At 70.9% G+C, this 14,537-nt stretch carries 15 protein-coding genes; all 15 read right to left on the bottom strand.

Features of this window, described 5'->3' with window-relative positions:
* Window positions 1-31: 31 nt before the first annotated feature.
* Entirely contained in the window at window positions 32-715 is a 684-nt protein-coding gene (locus tag BM228_RS07630; protein WP_092038668.1) for a helix-turn-helix transcriptional regulator, read from the bottom strand.
* A gap of 84 nt (window positions 716-799) precedes the next feature.
* Window positions 800-1,570 carry an anti-sigma factor family protein gene (locus BM228_RS07625; protein WP_092038666.1) on the bottom strand — a complete coding sequence of 257 codons (771 nt, stop codon included), beginning with the start codon at window positions 1,568-1,570 and terminating at the stop codon, window positions 800-802.
* Window positions 1,567-2,109 carry a sigma-70 family RNA polymerase sigma factor gene (locus BM228_RS07620; protein WP_092038664.1) on the bottom strand — a complete coding sequence of 181 codons (543 nt, stop codon included), beginning with the start codon at window positions 2,107-2,109 and terminating at the stop codon, window positions 1,567-1,569. Before BM228_RS07620 ends, BM228_RS07625 begins: the two co-directional genes overlap by 4 nt.
* Window positions 2,110-2,228: 119 nt before the next feature.
* A complete protein-coding gene (gene argC / locus BM228_RS07615; protein WP_092038662.1) occupies window positions 2,229-3,179 on the bottom strand; it encodes an N-acetyl-gamma-glutamyl-phosphate reductase in 951 nt (316 codons plus the stop codon).
* 78 nt (window positions 3,180-3,257) lie between these two features.
* Window positions 3,258-3,746, bottom strand: a complete 489-nt coding sequence (locus BM228_RS07610; protein ID WP_208611999.1) for a YidB family protein — start codon at window positions 3,744-3,746, stop codon at window positions 3,258-3,260.
* A 280-nt stretch (window positions 3,747-4,026) separates the two neighbouring features.
* A complete protein-coding gene (locus BM228_RS07605) occupies window positions 4,027-4,947 on the bottom strand; it encodes a PhnA-like protein (RefSeq protein ID WP_092038658.1) in 921 nt (306 codons plus the stop codon).
* 40 nt (window positions 4,948-4,987) lie between these two features.
* The gene (locus BM228_RS07600; RefSeq protein ID WP_092038656.1) at window positions 4,988-5,332 is read right to left on the bottom strand and encodes a CsbD family protein; all 345 of its coding nucleotides are present in this window, start codon (window positions 5,330-5,332) and stop codon (window positions 4,988-4,990) included.
* A 295-nt stretch (window positions 5,333-5,627) separates the two neighbouring features.
* Window positions 5,628-7,088, bottom strand: coding sequence for a helix-turn-helix transcriptional regulator (locus BM228_RS07595; RefSeq protein WP_092038654.1), 1,461 nt, complete (start codon window positions 7,086-7,088; stop codon window positions 5,628-5,630).
* Between the two features lie 553 nt (window positions 7,089-7,641).
* The gene (locus BM228_RS07590; RefSeq protein WP_092038652.1) at window positions 7,642-8,541 is read right to left on the bottom strand and encodes a sugar phosphate isomerase/epimerase family protein; all 900 of its coding nucleotides are present in this window, start codon (window positions 8,539-8,541) and stop codon (window positions 7,642-7,644) included.
* Window positions 8,542-8,546: 5 nt separating this feature from the next.
* Window positions 8,547-9,416 carry a type I 3-dehydroquinate dehydratase gene (gene aroD, locus BM228_RS07585; protein ID WP_092038650.1) on the bottom strand — a complete coding sequence of 290 codons (870 nt, stop codon included), beginning with the start codon at window positions 9,414-9,416 and terminating at the stop codon, window positions 8,547-8,549.
* Window positions 9,417-9,594: 178 nt separating this feature from the next.
* Entirely contained in the window at window positions 9,595-10,080 is a 486-nt protein-coding gene (rpsI, locus tag BM228_RS07580) for a 30S ribosomal protein S9 (protein ID WP_007565853.1), read from the bottom strand.
* A 2-nt stretch (window positions 10,081-10,082) separates the two neighbouring features.
* Window positions 10,083-10,544 (bottom strand): 50S ribosomal protein L13, encoded by a 462-nt coding sequence (gene rplM, locus BM228_RS07575; protein WP_007565855.1) that lies wholly within the window; start codon window positions 10,542-10,544, stop codon window positions 10,083-10,085.
* A gap of 217 nt (window positions 10,545-10,761) precedes the next feature.
* Window positions 10,762-11,340 carry a CoA-binding protein gene (locus tag BM228_RS07570; protein WP_092038733.1) on the bottom strand — a complete coding sequence of 193 codons (579 nt, stop codon included), beginning with the start codon at window positions 11,338-11,340 and terminating at the stop codon, window positions 10,762-10,764.
* Between the two features lie 59 nt (window positions 11,341-11,399).
* The gene (locus BM228_RS07565; RefSeq protein WP_092038648.1) at window positions 11,400-12,704 is read right to left on the bottom strand and encodes a nucleotide sugar dehydrogenase; all 1,305 of its coding nucleotides are present in this window, start codon (window positions 12,702-12,704) and stop codon (window positions 11,400-11,402) included.
* Window positions 12,705-13,026: 322 nt separating this feature from the next.
* Window positions 13,027-14,445, bottom strand: coding sequence for a M20 family metallopeptidase (locus BM228_RS07555; RefSeq protein WP_092038644.1), 1,419 nt, complete (start codon window positions 14,443-14,445; stop codon window positions 13,027-13,029).
* Window positions 14,446-14,537: the final 92 nt, after the last annotated feature.

The raw sequence follows: 14,537 nt of genomic DNA, 5'->3' as shown, positions 1-14,537 counted from the left end.
TGGAGCGTCGTTCTATTTCAAAAATCCCGCATCACTCATTTGAGCAAGGGCGGGATTTAAATTCGACCGGCCCTGTACAGGCGCGGGCGGCGACCGGGATAGGAAGCGGGCACAGCAGCAGGAGGCGCATCAGCTCGGCCTGCCGGCGGGTGCCGGTCTTCTCGAACAGGCGGCGCAGATGCGCGCGGGCGGTGTGCAGGGTGATCCGGCGCCGGGCCGCGCTCGCCGCGAGGTCGTTCCCGGCCAGGATGTCGGTGGCGAGCGCCGCCTCGGCGGGGGTGAAGCCGAACTGGTCCTGCAGCACGCCCGGGTCCGGCAGCGGCGCGGAAGCCGGATCGAGGACGCGCAGGAGCACGGCGTTGCTGGGGATCGCGCAGGCGGCGATCAGCAGCGTGCCGCTGTCGCCCGCAAGCCGGACGCAGCAGCCGGCGCCGATGGCGCAGCGGGCGATGAGCCGGGCGATCGCCGCGCCGTGCTCGGGCGATCCGCTGCACAGGCATCCGTTCTGGAGGCGCAGCAGGCCCTTGCGGATCAGGTCCTGCGCGGCGCGGTTCAGGAACAGCGCGCGCCCGGACCGGTCGGTCACCGCCACGCCCTGCTCGAAATGCTCGATCAGGAGGTGAAGCGCGGCCTCCACCGGGACCGGGTCGGGGGCGGATCGTGGCGCGCCGAACCCGCAGGCCGGGCGCGTGTCTCGGTCGGAGATGGCAATCACGCGCGGCCCTCGTCGGATCGATGCGGTTGACGGGTGAAGAACCCGAGCCCCCGCGCCGTTATTCCCGGGCCGGGCAAAAATTCGTCAGCGCGGCCGGGCGGTCCGGGTGCGGTACAGCTCGACGAAGCCGCGCAGGTCCCGGGCGTTGAGGTCCGACACCGCCCAGTAGGTGAGGTCGCCGGCCTCCCACCGCTCGATGAATGTCCCGTCCCGGCGCTCCTCGCCGGGCGGTGCGCCACTGGTCGCCGGCACCACCGTGACGCTGATCACGTGCCGGTCGTGGCGATAGACCAGGGTCGGCACCGGCTTGCCCTCGACGATGTCGATCCGGCCGCCGATCAGGGGGGAGCCCCGTTCGGAGAGGTCGGGGGCGTCGGGGGCGATGGTGGTGCGGCCGTTGAACCACGGCTTGACCACATGCCCGTCGGCGGAGGCGATGTCGAAGGGCTGCGGCGCGGCGAGACCCCGCAGATGGCCGGCCAGCACGGCCTCGCCGATCGGGTTGGGGGCCTCGGTGGTCCCGGGCAGGCTCAGCCCGCCCCCGACCGACGCGCCGAGGGCCGCGCCGATCAGCAGAGTCGCGGCGAGCGCCGGCCAGGACCCGAACCGGGAGCGGCGGGGCTCCGGATCGGCGAAGCCGACCTGCTGGATGATCCGCCCGCGCAGACTCTCGGGGGCCGGGACCTCCGCCAGGGTGGTCCGCACGGCGCCGGAGAGGCCGCGTAGGCGCTCGGCCAGCGCGCGCAGGTCCGGCTCGGCCGCGAGCCGGCGCTCCATGGCCAGCACTTCGCCCGGCGACAGCTCGCCGTCGACGTAGGCGCTCAGCAGCAGGAGGGTTTCGTCGTCGTCGGTCATCGCCCGTCCTTCGCGAGCCGTTCGAGCAGGTGCTGGCGCGCCCGCGCCAGCCGCGACATCACGGTCCCGATCGGCACGCTCGTCACCTCGGCGATCTCCCGGTAGCCGAGGCCGTGATATTCCCGCAGGACCAGCGCCTCCCGGAACGGGACCGGCAGCGCCTCGATCGCCCCGGTGAGCCGCCCGGCCTCGTCGCGGGCGATGAGGGCGGCCTCGGGGGTCTCCGGCGCCTCGGCGAGCACGCTCCCGGCATCCAGGGCGGCCCGGGCCTCCGGGGCGAGATCCTCGGCGAAGATCACCGCCCGGGGCCGATGCCGCTGCAGCCACGAATAGCCGGTGTTGCGGACGATGGTCAGGAACCACGCCCGGGCATTGCCCTCCGCAAAAGTCTCGATCGCCCGGTAGGCGCGCAGACACGCCTCCTGCATCACGTCCTCGGCGTCGGTGGCGTTGCCGGTGAGCCAGTGCGCGAGCCGGTAGCCCTCGTCGAGGCGGGGCAGGACCAATTGGCTGAAACGCGCACGGGCGAGCGTCGTCATGCGCCGCCGCCCTCCGGATTCATCTCCTGCGCCGCCATCGGCCGCTCACCCCGCAGCTCCGCGCCCCGAGATCAGAGAACCGCCCCGCCGCCCCGGTTATTCCCGGATGCGGCGAACAATCAGGCGTCGAGCCCGAGCATCAGCCCGAGATTCTGCACCGCCGCCCCGGAGGCGCCCTTGCCGAGATTGTCGAGGCGCGCCACCAGCACCGCCTGCCCGTGCTCGGACGAGCCGAACACCCGCAATTCCAGCCGGTCGGTGTCGTTGAGATCCTCGGGCGTGATCTTCTCGCGGTGCGCGCCGGCCTCGGCGCCGGTCACAACCTGGACCAGGGGCTGGCCGGCATACCAGTCGCGCAGGGCCGCCTCCAGGTCGCCGGCCGCGGGCTTGCCCGGCAGCGCGTCGAGGTGGAGCGGCACGCTCACCAGCATGCCCTGGCGGAAATTGCCCACCGACGGCACGAAGATCGGCCGCCGGGTGAGCCCGCTGTAGCGCTGCAATTCCGGCACGTGCTTGTGGGCGAAGCCGAGGCCGTAAAGCAGGAACGGCGCCGCGCTGCCCCGCTCGTAATCCTCGATCATGGCCTTGCCGCCACCGCTATAGCCGCTGACCGCGTTGACGCTGATCGGGAAATCCGCCGGGATCAGGCCGGCCTCGACCAGGGGCCGCAGCAGCGCGATGCCGCCGGTGGGGTAGCAGCCGGGATTGGCCACCCGCCGGGCGCGGGCCACGGCGGTGCCCTGCTCCCGGGTCATCTCCGGGAAGCCGTAGGTCCAGCCGGAGGCGACCCGGTGGGCGGTGCTGGCGTCGAGGATCCGCGGGCCGCCGCCGGGCAGGCTGTCGGCGAGCGCCACCGTTTCCTTGGCGGCGTCGTCCGGCAGGCATAGGACGGCGAGGTCGACCTCGGCCAGCAGGGCACGCTTCGCCTCCGGATCCTTCCGGTGCTCAGGCGCGATGCTGCGCAGGGCGACGCGGCCGTCGCGCTCCAGGCGCTCGCGGATGCCGAGGCCGGTGGTGCCGGCCTCGCCGTCGATGAACACGATGGGCCGCGTCGCTGCTTCGCTCGCCATGACTCGTCTCGCAGGCCAGAATCACACCCGGCCGTTACGACCCGGAGGTGAGGCCTGCGGACGCCCCTGTCAACGCCGTCAGGTCGGCAGGCGGCCGTCGGGCGAGTAGCGGTCGACCGCCGCGGGCAGCTCGCGGGACAGGCGCGCGAGAAGGGCGGCCCGGCTGAGCCCTGTCTGCTGCGTCAGGTGGTCGAGGGTCTCGGGTCCGATGGCGCGTTCGAGGTCGCTCTCGGGGATGTCGCGGTTGGCGCCGTGATTGATCCACGAGGCGGCGGTCTCGCCGTGGCCGCCCTTGGTGAAGTGATCGACGAGCTCGCTGAGGCCGCTGGCGATCAGGCCGCCGACCCCGGCCGTCCCGGCACCGCCGAGCAAGCCGCCCAGGCGGGAAAAGGTGTCGCTGCTGCCTGTCCCGCTCGTATGGGCGGAATTCGGCACGGACGGGACGGGGGACGGGCTGGTCCCGTGATCGTGGCCCTTCAGCAGCTCGGCGAGCTTGTCGCGGTTCTGGTAGCCGGCCACGGCCAGCAGGCCCAGCAGCGCGGTCATCGAGGGGTAACCCTTGCTCATGGCGTGTCCTATCCGGTCTCCACCGAAATCGGTTCGCTGCCGGGCCCCGGTCGGCGGATTCCGGGGCCCGCGAAAGGGCTTAGCGGGGGCGGCGCGACGGGGCGGCGGACCGGCCGGCGAAGCGGCGGCCGACATAGGCGATCAGCTTCGGCAGGACGAAGATAGTGAGGAGCTTGCGGATCATCGGGGTTCTCCGTGGAGGCGACAGGGAAAGCGACGGGATCGGGATCCGGCCGCCGGTCGAGGGACCCCCGCGCAGAGCGCGCGGGGATCGCGGGTCTCAGGCGCGGCGGGTGCCGTAGGAATCGACCAGGGTCTCGGTCTTCGGGGCGCCGAGGCGACCGCCCAGGAAGGCAGCGAGCGCGCCGAGGATCAGCGCTAGGGCGGCGTAGAAGGCGCCCTGGGTGGCGGCCGACTTGGTGGCGACGGCGGCGGCCTCGGCCTTCTGCTTGGCGGTGGCGACCGCCTGGTCGTACTGCTTCTCGTAGTCCTGGATCTGCTGCTTGGCCTGGTCGGCCGGGATGCCCTGCGCCTTGGCCAGCGCATCCGCGGCGCGGGTCTCGGCCTGCGCCTTCTGGGCCGGGTCACCGGTCAGAACCGCGCGAACCGCCGCCACGGCCGCATCGCGGGCCGCCTGCGGATCCTGGCCGGCGGCCTGCTGGCGCACCGTGCTCTCGATCCCGTCAAGCGGGTTCGTGATCTTCGACAGCGAGGGCGCGGCTGCCTGGGCGGCCGTCTGCACGGTGCCGCCGACGAGGTTGCCAGCGCCGCCGAGCGTAGCCGTCACGCCGTTGAAGGCGCCGCCGACGATGCCGCCCACCGCCGAAGTCAGCAGGTAGAGGACGACCAGAGTGGTGACCGACCAGGAGACCAGGCCGTGCAGGCCGGCCGCGCCGCCCACGGGCTTGCCCGAGAGCCGCCCGGCCAGGAAGCCGCCGATCAGCGAGGCGACGATGCCCGAGGCCACGAACCAGATCCCGGCACTCGCCGAGAGGGTCGAGGCGGCCGGGTTGTCGGCGGCGTTCATGCCGACGCTCGACAGGCCGATGCCGACGCCGAGCATGTTGAGGATCACCTGAGCGACCAGCGCCGTGGTGGCACCCGCGAAGATCGCACCCCACGACACCTGGTGGAGAAGGACGGTGCGCGTATCGCTCGCATGGGCGAGCGGCGCGGTCGAAAGACTGGGGGATGCGGTCACTGTTTACTCCTGGTCGTCGTATCGGAAAGGGTACCTGCGCTCAGCGGCGGGCGTGCATGAGCAGGGCGAGGCCGTAGCCGACGGCGCCGGCGATCAGCAGCGCGACGATCGGGCTTTCCTCGACCTGATGGGCCACGGCGCGGGTGCCCCGGCGGGCGTAGTCGCCGGCATGCTCGTAGGCGTCCTCGGCGTAGCGGCCGGCCTCGTCGGCGACATTGCGGGCCGTGTCCTTGGCCTGGCCGTAGAGGTTTTCCGCCGAGCCCTGGGCCTCACGAAAACGCCCCTCGACCGAGTCGCTCTTCGAGCCGGTGAGGTCGCCCACGGCGCCCTGCGCCTTGCCGACGAATTCCTTGGCGGCGCCCGTCACGCGATCCGTATCAACCATAGTGTCTCTCCTGTCTGGGTGTCGTGGGTTGGTGGGTGTGCGCCGCTCGACCCGGACCGCGCGTGGCGCGGGATGCCGGGTGTCGCGTCGGACATCTGCGAAGCGTGTCGAGCCTGCCCCGTCGCGGCGAGGCCGCATCGCTGGCTCTGGTGAGTGAACCCGAGGCCGGACCGGGTGTTTCCCGCCCGCTGGTCTCGCCTTCGACATTCAAGTTTGCGGATCGATGGTGAGCGATACCGCAGGTGGGGTCCGATTTCGTCGGATCAATAGTAAAACTATACCGGTATCCTTGGACTCATGTACTAGCTTCCCGCGTGGTGAAGCCGTTGTCCCGACCCCAGACGATGACCTCGGTGCGCTTGTGGACGCCGAGCTTGCGGTACAGGGAGGCGGCGTGGTTGCGCACGGTGTTGCGCGACAGGTTCAGCCGCTTGGCGATGGCCTCGTCGGAGAGCCCGGCGCAGACCAGCCCGAGGATCTGGCGCTCCCGGACCGTGAGGCTCTGGACGCCCTCGTCGGTGCTGTCCCGGCCGGGATGGCGCAGGCCGGCGAGCTTCTCGATCAGGCCGCGGCTGAACCACGAGGTGTCGGCCATCACGGTCTCGATCGCGGTGAACAGCTCGCGCTCGGAGCGCTTGCGCTCGGTGATGTCCTGCAGCACCGCGAGCACGTAATCGTCCTCGCCGATCACCACCCGCTCGGCCGAGACGAGGCAATCGATCTCGGTCCCGTCCTCGTGGCGCATGCAGGTCTCGAGGCCGAGCACGTAGCCGGCGCGCCGGACCGTCGCCTCGAACTTCGCCCGGGCGGGATCCGAGACCCACAGGCCCATCTCCTCGGCGGAGCGGCCGACACTCTTGTCCTGGCCGTAGCCGAAGATCCGCGGGAACGCCTCGTTGATGGCGGTGACGGTGAAGCCGTCGGCCCGGGCGAGCAGCGTCGGCACCGGCGTCATCCGGAACGCGGTGGCGAAGCGCGCCTCGCTCTGGCGCAGGGAGGTCTCGGCCTTCTTGCGCAGCTCCAGATCCGCGAAGGTGAAGAGCATGCACGGCTCCTCGCCCATCTCGATCGGCTGGCCGGCCACGATGACGAAGCGGGTGCCGCCGTCGGGCAGCCGCAGGCAGGCCTCCATCTGGGGAATGGTCTGTCCGGCGTTGAGCCGCGTCACCGCCAGCTCACGCTGTTTGGCGTCGGCCAGCACGTCGACCTCGTAGACGCTGCGCCCGATCACCCCGTCGCGGGTGTGGCCGGTCATCTCCAGGAAGCCGGCATTGACCTTGACGTGGCGCAGGTCGGAGAGCCGGGTGATCACGGCGGGCGCCGGGTTGGCGTTGAAGGTCTTCTCGAACCGCTCCTCGGCCTCGAATTGCGGGGTGACGTTCTGGAGGATCAGCGCGAGACAGCTCGGCTGCCCGGCCCGGTCGGTGGCGACCAGGCTGCGCAGCGAATGGACGAAGGCGATGTCGGGCTGGTCGGACCGCACCACCTCGACGATGACGTCGTGGAAGGTCTCGCCCCGGACCACCCGCTCGATCGGGTAATGCTCGGGCGGCCGGTTGTTGCGGTAGCGGACGGAGAACCGGTCCCGATAGGCGTCGACGGTCTCGCCGAGCTCTTCCAGGCTGCCGGCGCCGTGCATGGCCAGCGCCGCATCGTTGGCCCAGGTGATCGTCTGGTCCGGCTCGACCAGGATCACGCCCTCGGTCAGGCCGGCGATGATCTGCCTCAGCTCGTGTCTGTCGACGCCCACGGTCACGGTGGTTCGGTTGCCTCGCCTGACGCGATCCGGACTGGATCGGCGGCGGGTAACAGGCAGGGGACCCGGTTGTTCCCTTGTGCGCAATCGTTTGGCTGGTATATTTTACTTAGGTCAGTAATCGGGTGGCGTGGTGCGCGGTGCATACAGTCACCCGTCCAGACCCTTTGGATGAGCGGCTGGGCACCGGACCGTCATCGCAATGCCACGGTACACGACAGGGGCAGCCTTAGCTTTATCGGCGCTCGTCCAACCCAACCCCCTCATCCTGAGGTGGCGACGCGCAGCGGCGCCCTCGAAGGAGCCCTCCAGGGATCGCGCGCAGACTGGAGGGCTCCTTCGAGGCTCGCTTCGCTCACACCTCAGGATGAGGGGGTTGGGTTGGAGGAGCGCCGATCAGGATCCGACCGACGGTTGTGTCCGCTCAGCCGATCGCGCTTCCAAGACCGTGTCCTGTACCGTGTCGCAACCCAGCGAAACGACTCTCAATTTTTGATTTGGCGCGCTCGCACTGACGGCCGCGGCAGGCTCCGTTCAAAAATCGCGAAAAACCCTACAGGGCGCCCTCAGACAGCAGTTTCTGCAGCGCCGCAAAGGCCTGCTTCGCGACGGTCTCGGGCGATTCGCCCTTGAGCCGATCGTTGAAGACCTCCAGGCCGACCGGCCCGCGATAGCCGATCGCGCTGAGCTTTCCGACGAGGCTGGCCAGCGGCAGGCGCCCGTCGCCCGGGAGCAGGCGCGCGTGCCGGGCCACCTCCCGGTAATCCGACGGCTGCACCGGGCCGGGAATATCGGAGAACTGAACGAGGAAGATCCGCTCGGGCGGAATGTCGCCGAGGATCGCCGGCGTCTCGCCGCGGACGAAGAGGTGGTAGCTGTCGACCACGATCCCGGCATGGCGCGGGTCGAGGTTGCGGATCGTCGCCCAGGCGCCGGCGAGCGACGGGTTGATCGTGCTCCAGGCGAGGCCCTCGTAGGCGATCCGCAGGCCGCGGCGGCGCGCCTCGTCCACCAGCCAGACCAGATCCTCGGTGATGCGGGCCGGATCGCAATCGGGGTCGGTCGAGGCGGGGGCGAGCAGCGTGGAGGCGCCCACCGCCACGGCGGTGTCGAGCATGGTCAGGGCCTCGGCCCGCTTGGCGGCGCGCTTGTCGCCGGGCGCGCCGTCGAAATCGAGCAGCACCTGATAGTCGGTGAGGCCAAGCTTGATCTCGGAGACGAGGGCGCGCACGCCCGCCGCCCCGCCCTCGGCGCGGGCCACGTCGGTGGTCCAGAGCTCGACCTGATCGAACCCGGCGGCCCGGGCGGCGCGGATTTTTTGCTCCGGCGAGCCGCCGAGCAGCACGGTGTTGATGAAGCTGGGGCCGGGCAACAGGGGCGTCGCCGCGGCGCGCCCGACCGCGAGGCCGAGACCGAGGCCGATCCCGGTGGCGAGGAAGCTGCGTCTGTTCATCCGTATCAAGGCTCCAGGGCGCGGCCGAGCGCGTCGATGACGGAGCGCAGCTCTGCCACGTCCATCTGGCCTGGAGCTGAGGCCGCCCCGACCTTGCCGAAGGTCGCGGCCGAGCCGAACACTGCCCCGGAGACCCGTGTCACGGCGCCGAGCGCGCCCATCGCCATGGTCAGCAGGGGGCGGTCGGGGTGGCGGGACCGCATCTGCCGGGTCGCGTCGAGCAGCCGGATCACGTCGCCCGCATCCTTGGGCATCACGGCGAGCTTGCAGATATCCGCGCCCCGGGCGGCCTGCTCTTCGAGGAGGGCCAGCATGCGCTCGGTCGGCGGCGTGCCGCCGAAATCGTGGTGCGAGAGCAGGACCGCCACGCCCGTACCCTGCGCGCGCCTCTGCACGGCGGCGACCGCGGGCGCCTCCAGCAGGGCGAGTTCGAGGTCGATCAGGTCCACGGCCTTCGTGTCGAGCAGGGCCTGGTAGAGCGCGGCGTAGCGGGGCGGCTCGATCGCGGTCTCGCCGCCCTCGCGCTTCGTCCGAAACGTCGCGAGCAGCGGCTTGCCGCCGATGGAAGCCGCGACCGGCGCCGCCAGGGCGGCCGAGGCGGCGGGATCGAGGGCCTCGGCGAGGTGGTCGATTCGCAGCTCGACGATGTCGATTTCGGGCCGCCCCGCGAGCGCGGGCGCCTGTTCGAGCACGGCCTCCGGCGTCTTGCCGGCGACCGAGACGATGATCTTGGGCCGGCCCTCGCCGATCGCGAGGCCCTTTACCCGGATTGCACCGGACTGGGCGGCTCCCGCCGGGGCCGATCCCGCCAGGGCGAGCAGGGCCGCGCCGCCGGCGCCGGCCGCGAGGAGGTCACGTCGCTTGAGGTCGGCCATCGTGTCAGTCCCGTCGTCCGGATGCGGTGAGCCGAGCGCGATTCGCCGGCACGCTCCGCAGCCCGTGAACGGCCGCGCTTGGGCGCCGCCGTCAACCCCGGCCCAGGCCGGTCCGAACACGAAAAAGGGCGGCTCCCGCAGGAACCGCCCTCCTCCAACATAACGATGAAACCGCGGATCAGCGCTTCGAGAACTGGAAGCTGCGGCGGGCCTTCTTGCGGCCGTACTTCTTGCGCTCGACGACGCGGGCGTCGCGGGTGAGGAAGCCTTCGCGCTTCAGCGGGGCGCGCAGCTCCGGCTCGTAGTAGGTCAGGGCCTTCGAGAGACCGTGGCGCACGGCGCCGGCCTGACCCGAGAGACCGCCGCCGGCGACCGTGACGTTGATGTCGTACTGGTCGACGCGGTTGGCGATCTCCAGCGGCTGGCGCAGGATCATGCGCAGCACCGGACGGGCGAAGTAGACCTCGACCGGGCGCTTGTTGATCGTGACCGTGCCCTTGCCCGGCTTGATCCAGACGCGGGCGACCGCGTCCTTGCGCTTGCCGGTGGCGTAGGCGCGGCCCTGCGCGTCCAGCTTCTGGACGTGGACGGGGGCCTCGTTGGCGGGGTCGACCGCGCCGGTATTCGCCCGGTTGAGGTCGGCGAGGGACTGGAGGGTCGCCATGATCAAGCGCTCACGTTCTTGCGGTTGAGGGCGCCGACGTCGAGCGCCTGCGGCTGCTGGGCGACGTGCGGGTGCTCGGCGCCCTTGTAGACGCGGAGGTTGCCGAGGATCTGCCGGAAGAGCGGGCCGCGGGGCAGCATGCGCTCGACGGCCTTCTCGACCACGCGCTCGGGGAAGCGCCCTTCGAGGATGAACTTGGCCGTGCGCTCCTTGATCCCGCCCGGGTAGCCGGTGTGGTAGTAGTAGCGCTTCTGGACGTACTTGCGGCCGGTGAACTTCACCTTGTCCGCGTTGACGACAATGACGTGGTCACCGCAATCGACGTGGGGCGTGTAGGCGGCCTTGTGCTTGCCGCGCAGGCGCATGGCGACGATCGAGGCGAGACGGCCGACGACGAGGCCCTCCGCGTCGATCACGATCCACTTCTTGTCGACCTCGGCGGGCTTTAGCGAGGTGGTCTTCATGGTGAGATCCCAGGGTTCCGACGCGCCGAAACCCCGACGGATCGGGACGCGGACAGCCTCGGGGTGCCGAAAAACGAGCCGCCGCGTGGGGAGCACGCGGCGGCGACGGCCGGTGGATAGCCGGGGATACCCGGTCCGTCAACCGATAAAATCGAAATCCCGAAAACATCTTTTTTTGTAATGACTTCGCGCTAGTGGTATTATGATACCGCGTCGCTCACTCCGGGCGCTTGCCCCGCTCGGCGATGGTGAGCCTCTGGACGCCTCGGCCGGCCAGCACCGGCTTCTTCGCGGTCAGGATGCGCGAGTTCACCCCGGTCCAGCCGATCTCCCCGGAAAGCCGACCGTACTCGATCTTGGGGCAGCGGTTCATGATCACCGTGAGCCCGCGCGTCTCGGCCCGGGCAGCCGCCGCGTCGTCGCGCACGCCGAGCTGCATCCAGATCACCTGCGGCAGCGGGTCGAGGGCGAGCGCCTCGTCCACCAGGGGGCCGGCGGCGGCGGAATTGCGGAAGATCTCGACCATGTCGATCGGCTCCGGAACCTCGGCGAGCGTGGCTACCACCCGCCGCCCGAGCAGGTCCTGCCCGGCGAGCCCCGGATTGACGGGCGTGACCGCGTAGCCCCGGTCGATCAGGTACTTGAGCACGATCCAGCTCGGGCGGGCCGGGTTCGCGGAGGCGCCGACCAGGGCGATCGTGCGCGTGTCGGTCAGGATTTTGCGGATCTGCGCCTCGGGATAGCGCGCGTGCCGGGCGGCGAAGTCCGGATCTCGGGTGACGCTGGTCTCGTGCATATCGCGGATCCGCTCCGGCCGCATCGCCGCCGGGTCGGCGGCCGTGCGGGTTCCCCTCTCTACAACCGCCAGACCGTATGCCCCAGCGCCCGGAACGCGTCCGGATCGTAGAGCGACTTCACGTCCACGATCAGGCCCCCGGGCTTGAGCCGGGCGGCGATGTCTTCCGGGCGGCGCTCGGCATAGTCCCGGTGCGGCACCGCCACCACCACGGCGTCGGCCGCGTCGGGCAGGTCGGCCCATTCGACGAGGTCGATGCCGTACTCGGCCCGGGCCTCGTCCTTGCGGGCGCGGGGATCGTGGACCGAGACGGCGCAGCCGAACTCGGCCAGCTCGCGCACCAGGTCGGCGACCTTGGAATTGCGCAGGTCGGCGCAATTCTCCTTGAAGGTCAGGCCGAGCACGATGACCTTCGCACCCCCGGCGTTGCCGCCTTGCCGGACGATCAGCTTGACGGTCTTGCGGGCGACATGGGCGGCCATGCTGTCGTTGATCCGCCGCCCGGCCAGGATCACCTGCGGGTGGTGGCCGACCATCGCGGCCTTGTGGGTCAGGTAATAGGGATCGACCCCGATGCAGTGGCCACCCACCAGCCCCGGGCGGAACGGCAGAAAATTCCACTTGGTGCCGGCGGCCCGCAGCACCTCAAGGGTGTCGAGATCGAGCTTGTCGAAGATCTGCGACAGCTCGTTCATCAGCGCGATGTTCAGGTCGCGTTGAGTGTTCTCGATGACCTTGGCGGCCTCCGCGACCCGGATCGACGAGGTGGCGTGGATCCCGGCCTCGATGATCGTGCCGTAGAGCGCGGTGAGCCGCGCCAGCGTCTCCGGGGTGTCGCCCGCCACGATCTTCACGATCTTACTGAGGCTGTGCTCCCGGTCGCCGGGATTGATCCGCTCGGGCGAGTAGCCGACGTGAAAGCCCACCTTCCAGCGCAGGCCGGACTGGCGCTCCAGCACGGGGACGCAGACCTCCTCGGTGGCGCCGGGATAGACCGTGGACTCGAACACCACGATCGCCCCGTCCCGCATGTGCCGCCCGACCAGGGCCGAGGCCTCGGTGAGCAGGCTGAAATCCGGGCTCTGGGCGTCGTCCACCGGGGTCGGCACCGTGACGATGATCACGTCGGCCTCCGACAGGGCGGTCGGGTCGTCGGTGATCGCCAGGCGGGTCGCGGCCCGGAACGCTGCCGGCTCGATCTCTCCGGCCGGGTCGATCCCGTCCCGGTAGGCCGCGACCTTGGCGGGCGCCCGCTCGTAGCCGATCGTGCGCAGGCTCTGGCCGAACGCCAAAGCGAGCGGGAGCCCGACATAGCCCAGGCCGACGATGGCCACGCAGGTCGTTTCGGAAGGGGTGACGTCCATCGGTGATGCCGTGCGGGGCGCGGGCCGCCCGGATCGGGTCATACCCGCTCGCGGCGGGTTTCGGTATGCGGGCGCCTATCGTCCATCACCACCCGCCTCCCAGAGCCTGTGATGTTGACACATCGGCGTGTGCAAGGCGCGACAAGCCCCTCTCCCGTGCGGGAGAGGGTTGGGGTGAGGGATCAGGTTTTTCCGGACAGGTCGCATCCCTCACCCTGTCCCTCTCCCGCACGGGAGAGGGGACCCGAGCCACATCCGGAAGCGTGTGGATCCGGTCGCCCACGCGGCGGCGGGAAACGCCCGCGGGTGCCCACAACCGCCCTCACCCCACCGACATCCGCAGCGGCGGCGCCACCTCCGGGGGCAGGGGCGAGACGTAGCCGGCGGCGCCGACCCGGCGGGCGAGGTCGGCCTTGGCGGCCTCGCGCAGGGCCGGATCGGTGAGCGCCAGGGCGCCGGTGGCGGCCATCGCCTTGGCGACCTGGACCATCGCCTTGTGGGCCGCGGGGCTCCGCCCCTGTGCCACCACCTGCCAGGTGTGGAACGGGGTTCCGATCGCCACCGTGGGCGCGTGGGCCTGCACGGTCGGCACCACCCAGCTCACGTCGCCGACATCGGTGGAGCCCACCGCCGGGTTGCGCGGAGCGTCGAGCGGCACCAGGAAATCGGCGAGCGGCGCCTCGGTGCGCGGCAGCCCGATGGCGCGGAACACGGCATCGATGTCGCCGTCGCTGAGCGTGGACCGGATCTCGGTGGCGAAGGCCCGGTCGGCTTCGTCGAAATGCGGGGCCCCGAGCTCCTCCATGACCCCGTGGAGCGCCCGCTCCAGCGGGTCGTTGCCCAGCAGGTTCGAGACGGCGCTGACGATCCGCACCTCGACGCTGGTCTCGGTCATCAGCGCGGCGCCCTCGGCCACCTTCTTCACCCGCTCGACCAGGGCGAGCATCCCCGGCAGGTCCCGCGCCCGGATCGAGTAGCGCACCCGGGCGCTCGCCTGGACGACGTTGGGGGCGATGCCGCCGGCGTCGAGATAGGCGTAGTGAACGCGCGCGTCCGAGGGCATGTGCTCGCGCATGTAGTTCACGCCGACGCTCATCAGCTCCACCGCGTCGAGCGCCGAGCGGCCGAGATGCGGCGCGGCGGCCGCGTGGGCGGTCCGGCCGGTGAAGATGAAGTCGGCCCGGGTGTTGGCGAGCGCCACCGGGGGCGCCACCTCCCAGAAGCTGCCCGGGTGCCAGGAGATCGCGATGTCGGCATCCGCGAAGGCGCCCTCCCGGACCAGGAACGCCTTGGCGGCCCCGCCCTCCTCGGCCGGGCAGCCGTAATAGCGCACGCGGCCGGGGGTGCCGGTCTCGGCCAGCCAATCCTTCACGGCGGTGGCGGCCAGCAAAGCCGCCGCCCCGAGCAGGTTGTGGCCGCAGCCATGGCCGTGGCCGCCCGCCTCCACCGGCCGGTGCTCGGCGACGCCCGCCTCCTGCGACAGGCCCGGCAGCGCGTCGTATTCGCCCAGGAAGGCGATGACTGGACCGCCCTCCCCGGCCTCGCCCATCACCGCGGTAGGGATGCCGGCGACCTGCTCGGTGACGCGAAAGCCCTGGTGGCGCAGCTCCGCCGCGTGCTCGGCGCAGGAGCGCGTTTCCGTGTAGCAGACCTCCGGCATGCCCCAGACGCGCTCGGAGAGGGCGATCAGCCGCTCCTTCTGCGCATCCACGTGGCGCCACACAGTGTTGCGGTTGTCCATCAAGTCGTCTCCGAGGGTGTTGCTGGGCGTGTCACGCGGCCATAGCGGGTATGGCACCCTGCATGTCAGGCGTTTCCCGGTCCGATCGCTCG

Origin of the sequence: Methylobacterium pseudosasicola (assembly GCF_900114535.1) — a bacterium.
In the GTDB taxonomy this organism is placed as follows: domain Bacteria; phylum Pseudomonadota; class Alphaproteobacteria; order Rhizobiales; family Beijerinckiaceae; genus Methylobacterium; species Methylobacterium pseudosasicola.
This window is presented reverse-complemented; position numbering and strand designations above follow the sequence as displayed.

What these genes read in the sequence shown, in the direction of transcription:
- BM228_RS07625 (WP_092038666.1), bottom strand. Translation starts at nt 1,570, where the DNA reads ATGACCGACGACGACGAAACCCTCCTGCTGCTGAGCGCCTACGTCGAC.
- BM228_RS07620 (WP_092038664.1), bottom strand. Translation starts at nt 2,109, where the DNA reads ATGACGACGCTCGCCCGTGCGCGTTTCAGCCAATTGGTCCTGCCCCGC.
- argC (WP_092038662.1), bottom strand. Translation starts at nt 3,179, where the DNA reads ATGGCGAGCGAAGCAGCGACGCGGCCCATCGTGTTCATCGACGGCGAG.
- BM228_RS07610 (WP_208611999.1), bottom strand. Translation starts at nt 3,746, where the DNA reads ATGAGCAAGGGTTACCCCTCGATGACCGCGCTGCTGGGCCTGCTGGCC.
- BM228_RS07600 (WP_092038656.1), bottom strand. Translation starts at nt 5,332, where the DNA reads ATGGTTGATACGGATCGCGTGACGGGCGCCGCCAAGGAATTCGTCGGC.
- BM228_RS07590 (WP_092038652.1), bottom strand. Translation starts at nt 8,541, where the DNA reads ATGAACAGACGCAGCTTCCTCGCCACCGGGATCGGCCTCGGTCTCGGC.
- aroD (WP_092038650.1), bottom strand. Translation starts at nt 9,416, where the DNA reads ATGGCCGACCTCAAGCGACGTGACCTCCTCGCGGCCGGCGCCGGCGGC.
- rpsI (WP_007565853.1), bottom strand. Translation starts at nt 10,080, where the DNA reads ATGGCGACCCTCCAGTCCCTCGCCGACCTCAACCGGGCGAATACCGGC.
- rplM (WP_007565855.1), bottom strand. Translation starts at nt 10,544, where the DNA reads ATGAAGACCACCTCGCTAAAGCCCGCCGAGGTCGACAAGAAGTGGATC.
- BM228_RS07570 (WP_092038733.1), bottom strand. Translation starts at nt 11,340, where the DNA reads ATGCACGAGACCAGCGTCACCCGAGATCCGGACTTCGCCGCCCGGCAC.
- BM228_RS07565 (WP_092038648.1), bottom strand. Translation starts at nt 12,704, where the DNA reads ATGGACGTCACCCCTTCCGAAACGACCTGCGTGGCCATCGTCGGCCTG.
- BM228_RS07555 (WP_092038644.1), bottom strand. Translation starts at nt 14,445, where the DNA reads ATGGACAACCGCAACACTGTGTGGCGCCACGTGGATGCGCAGAAGGAG.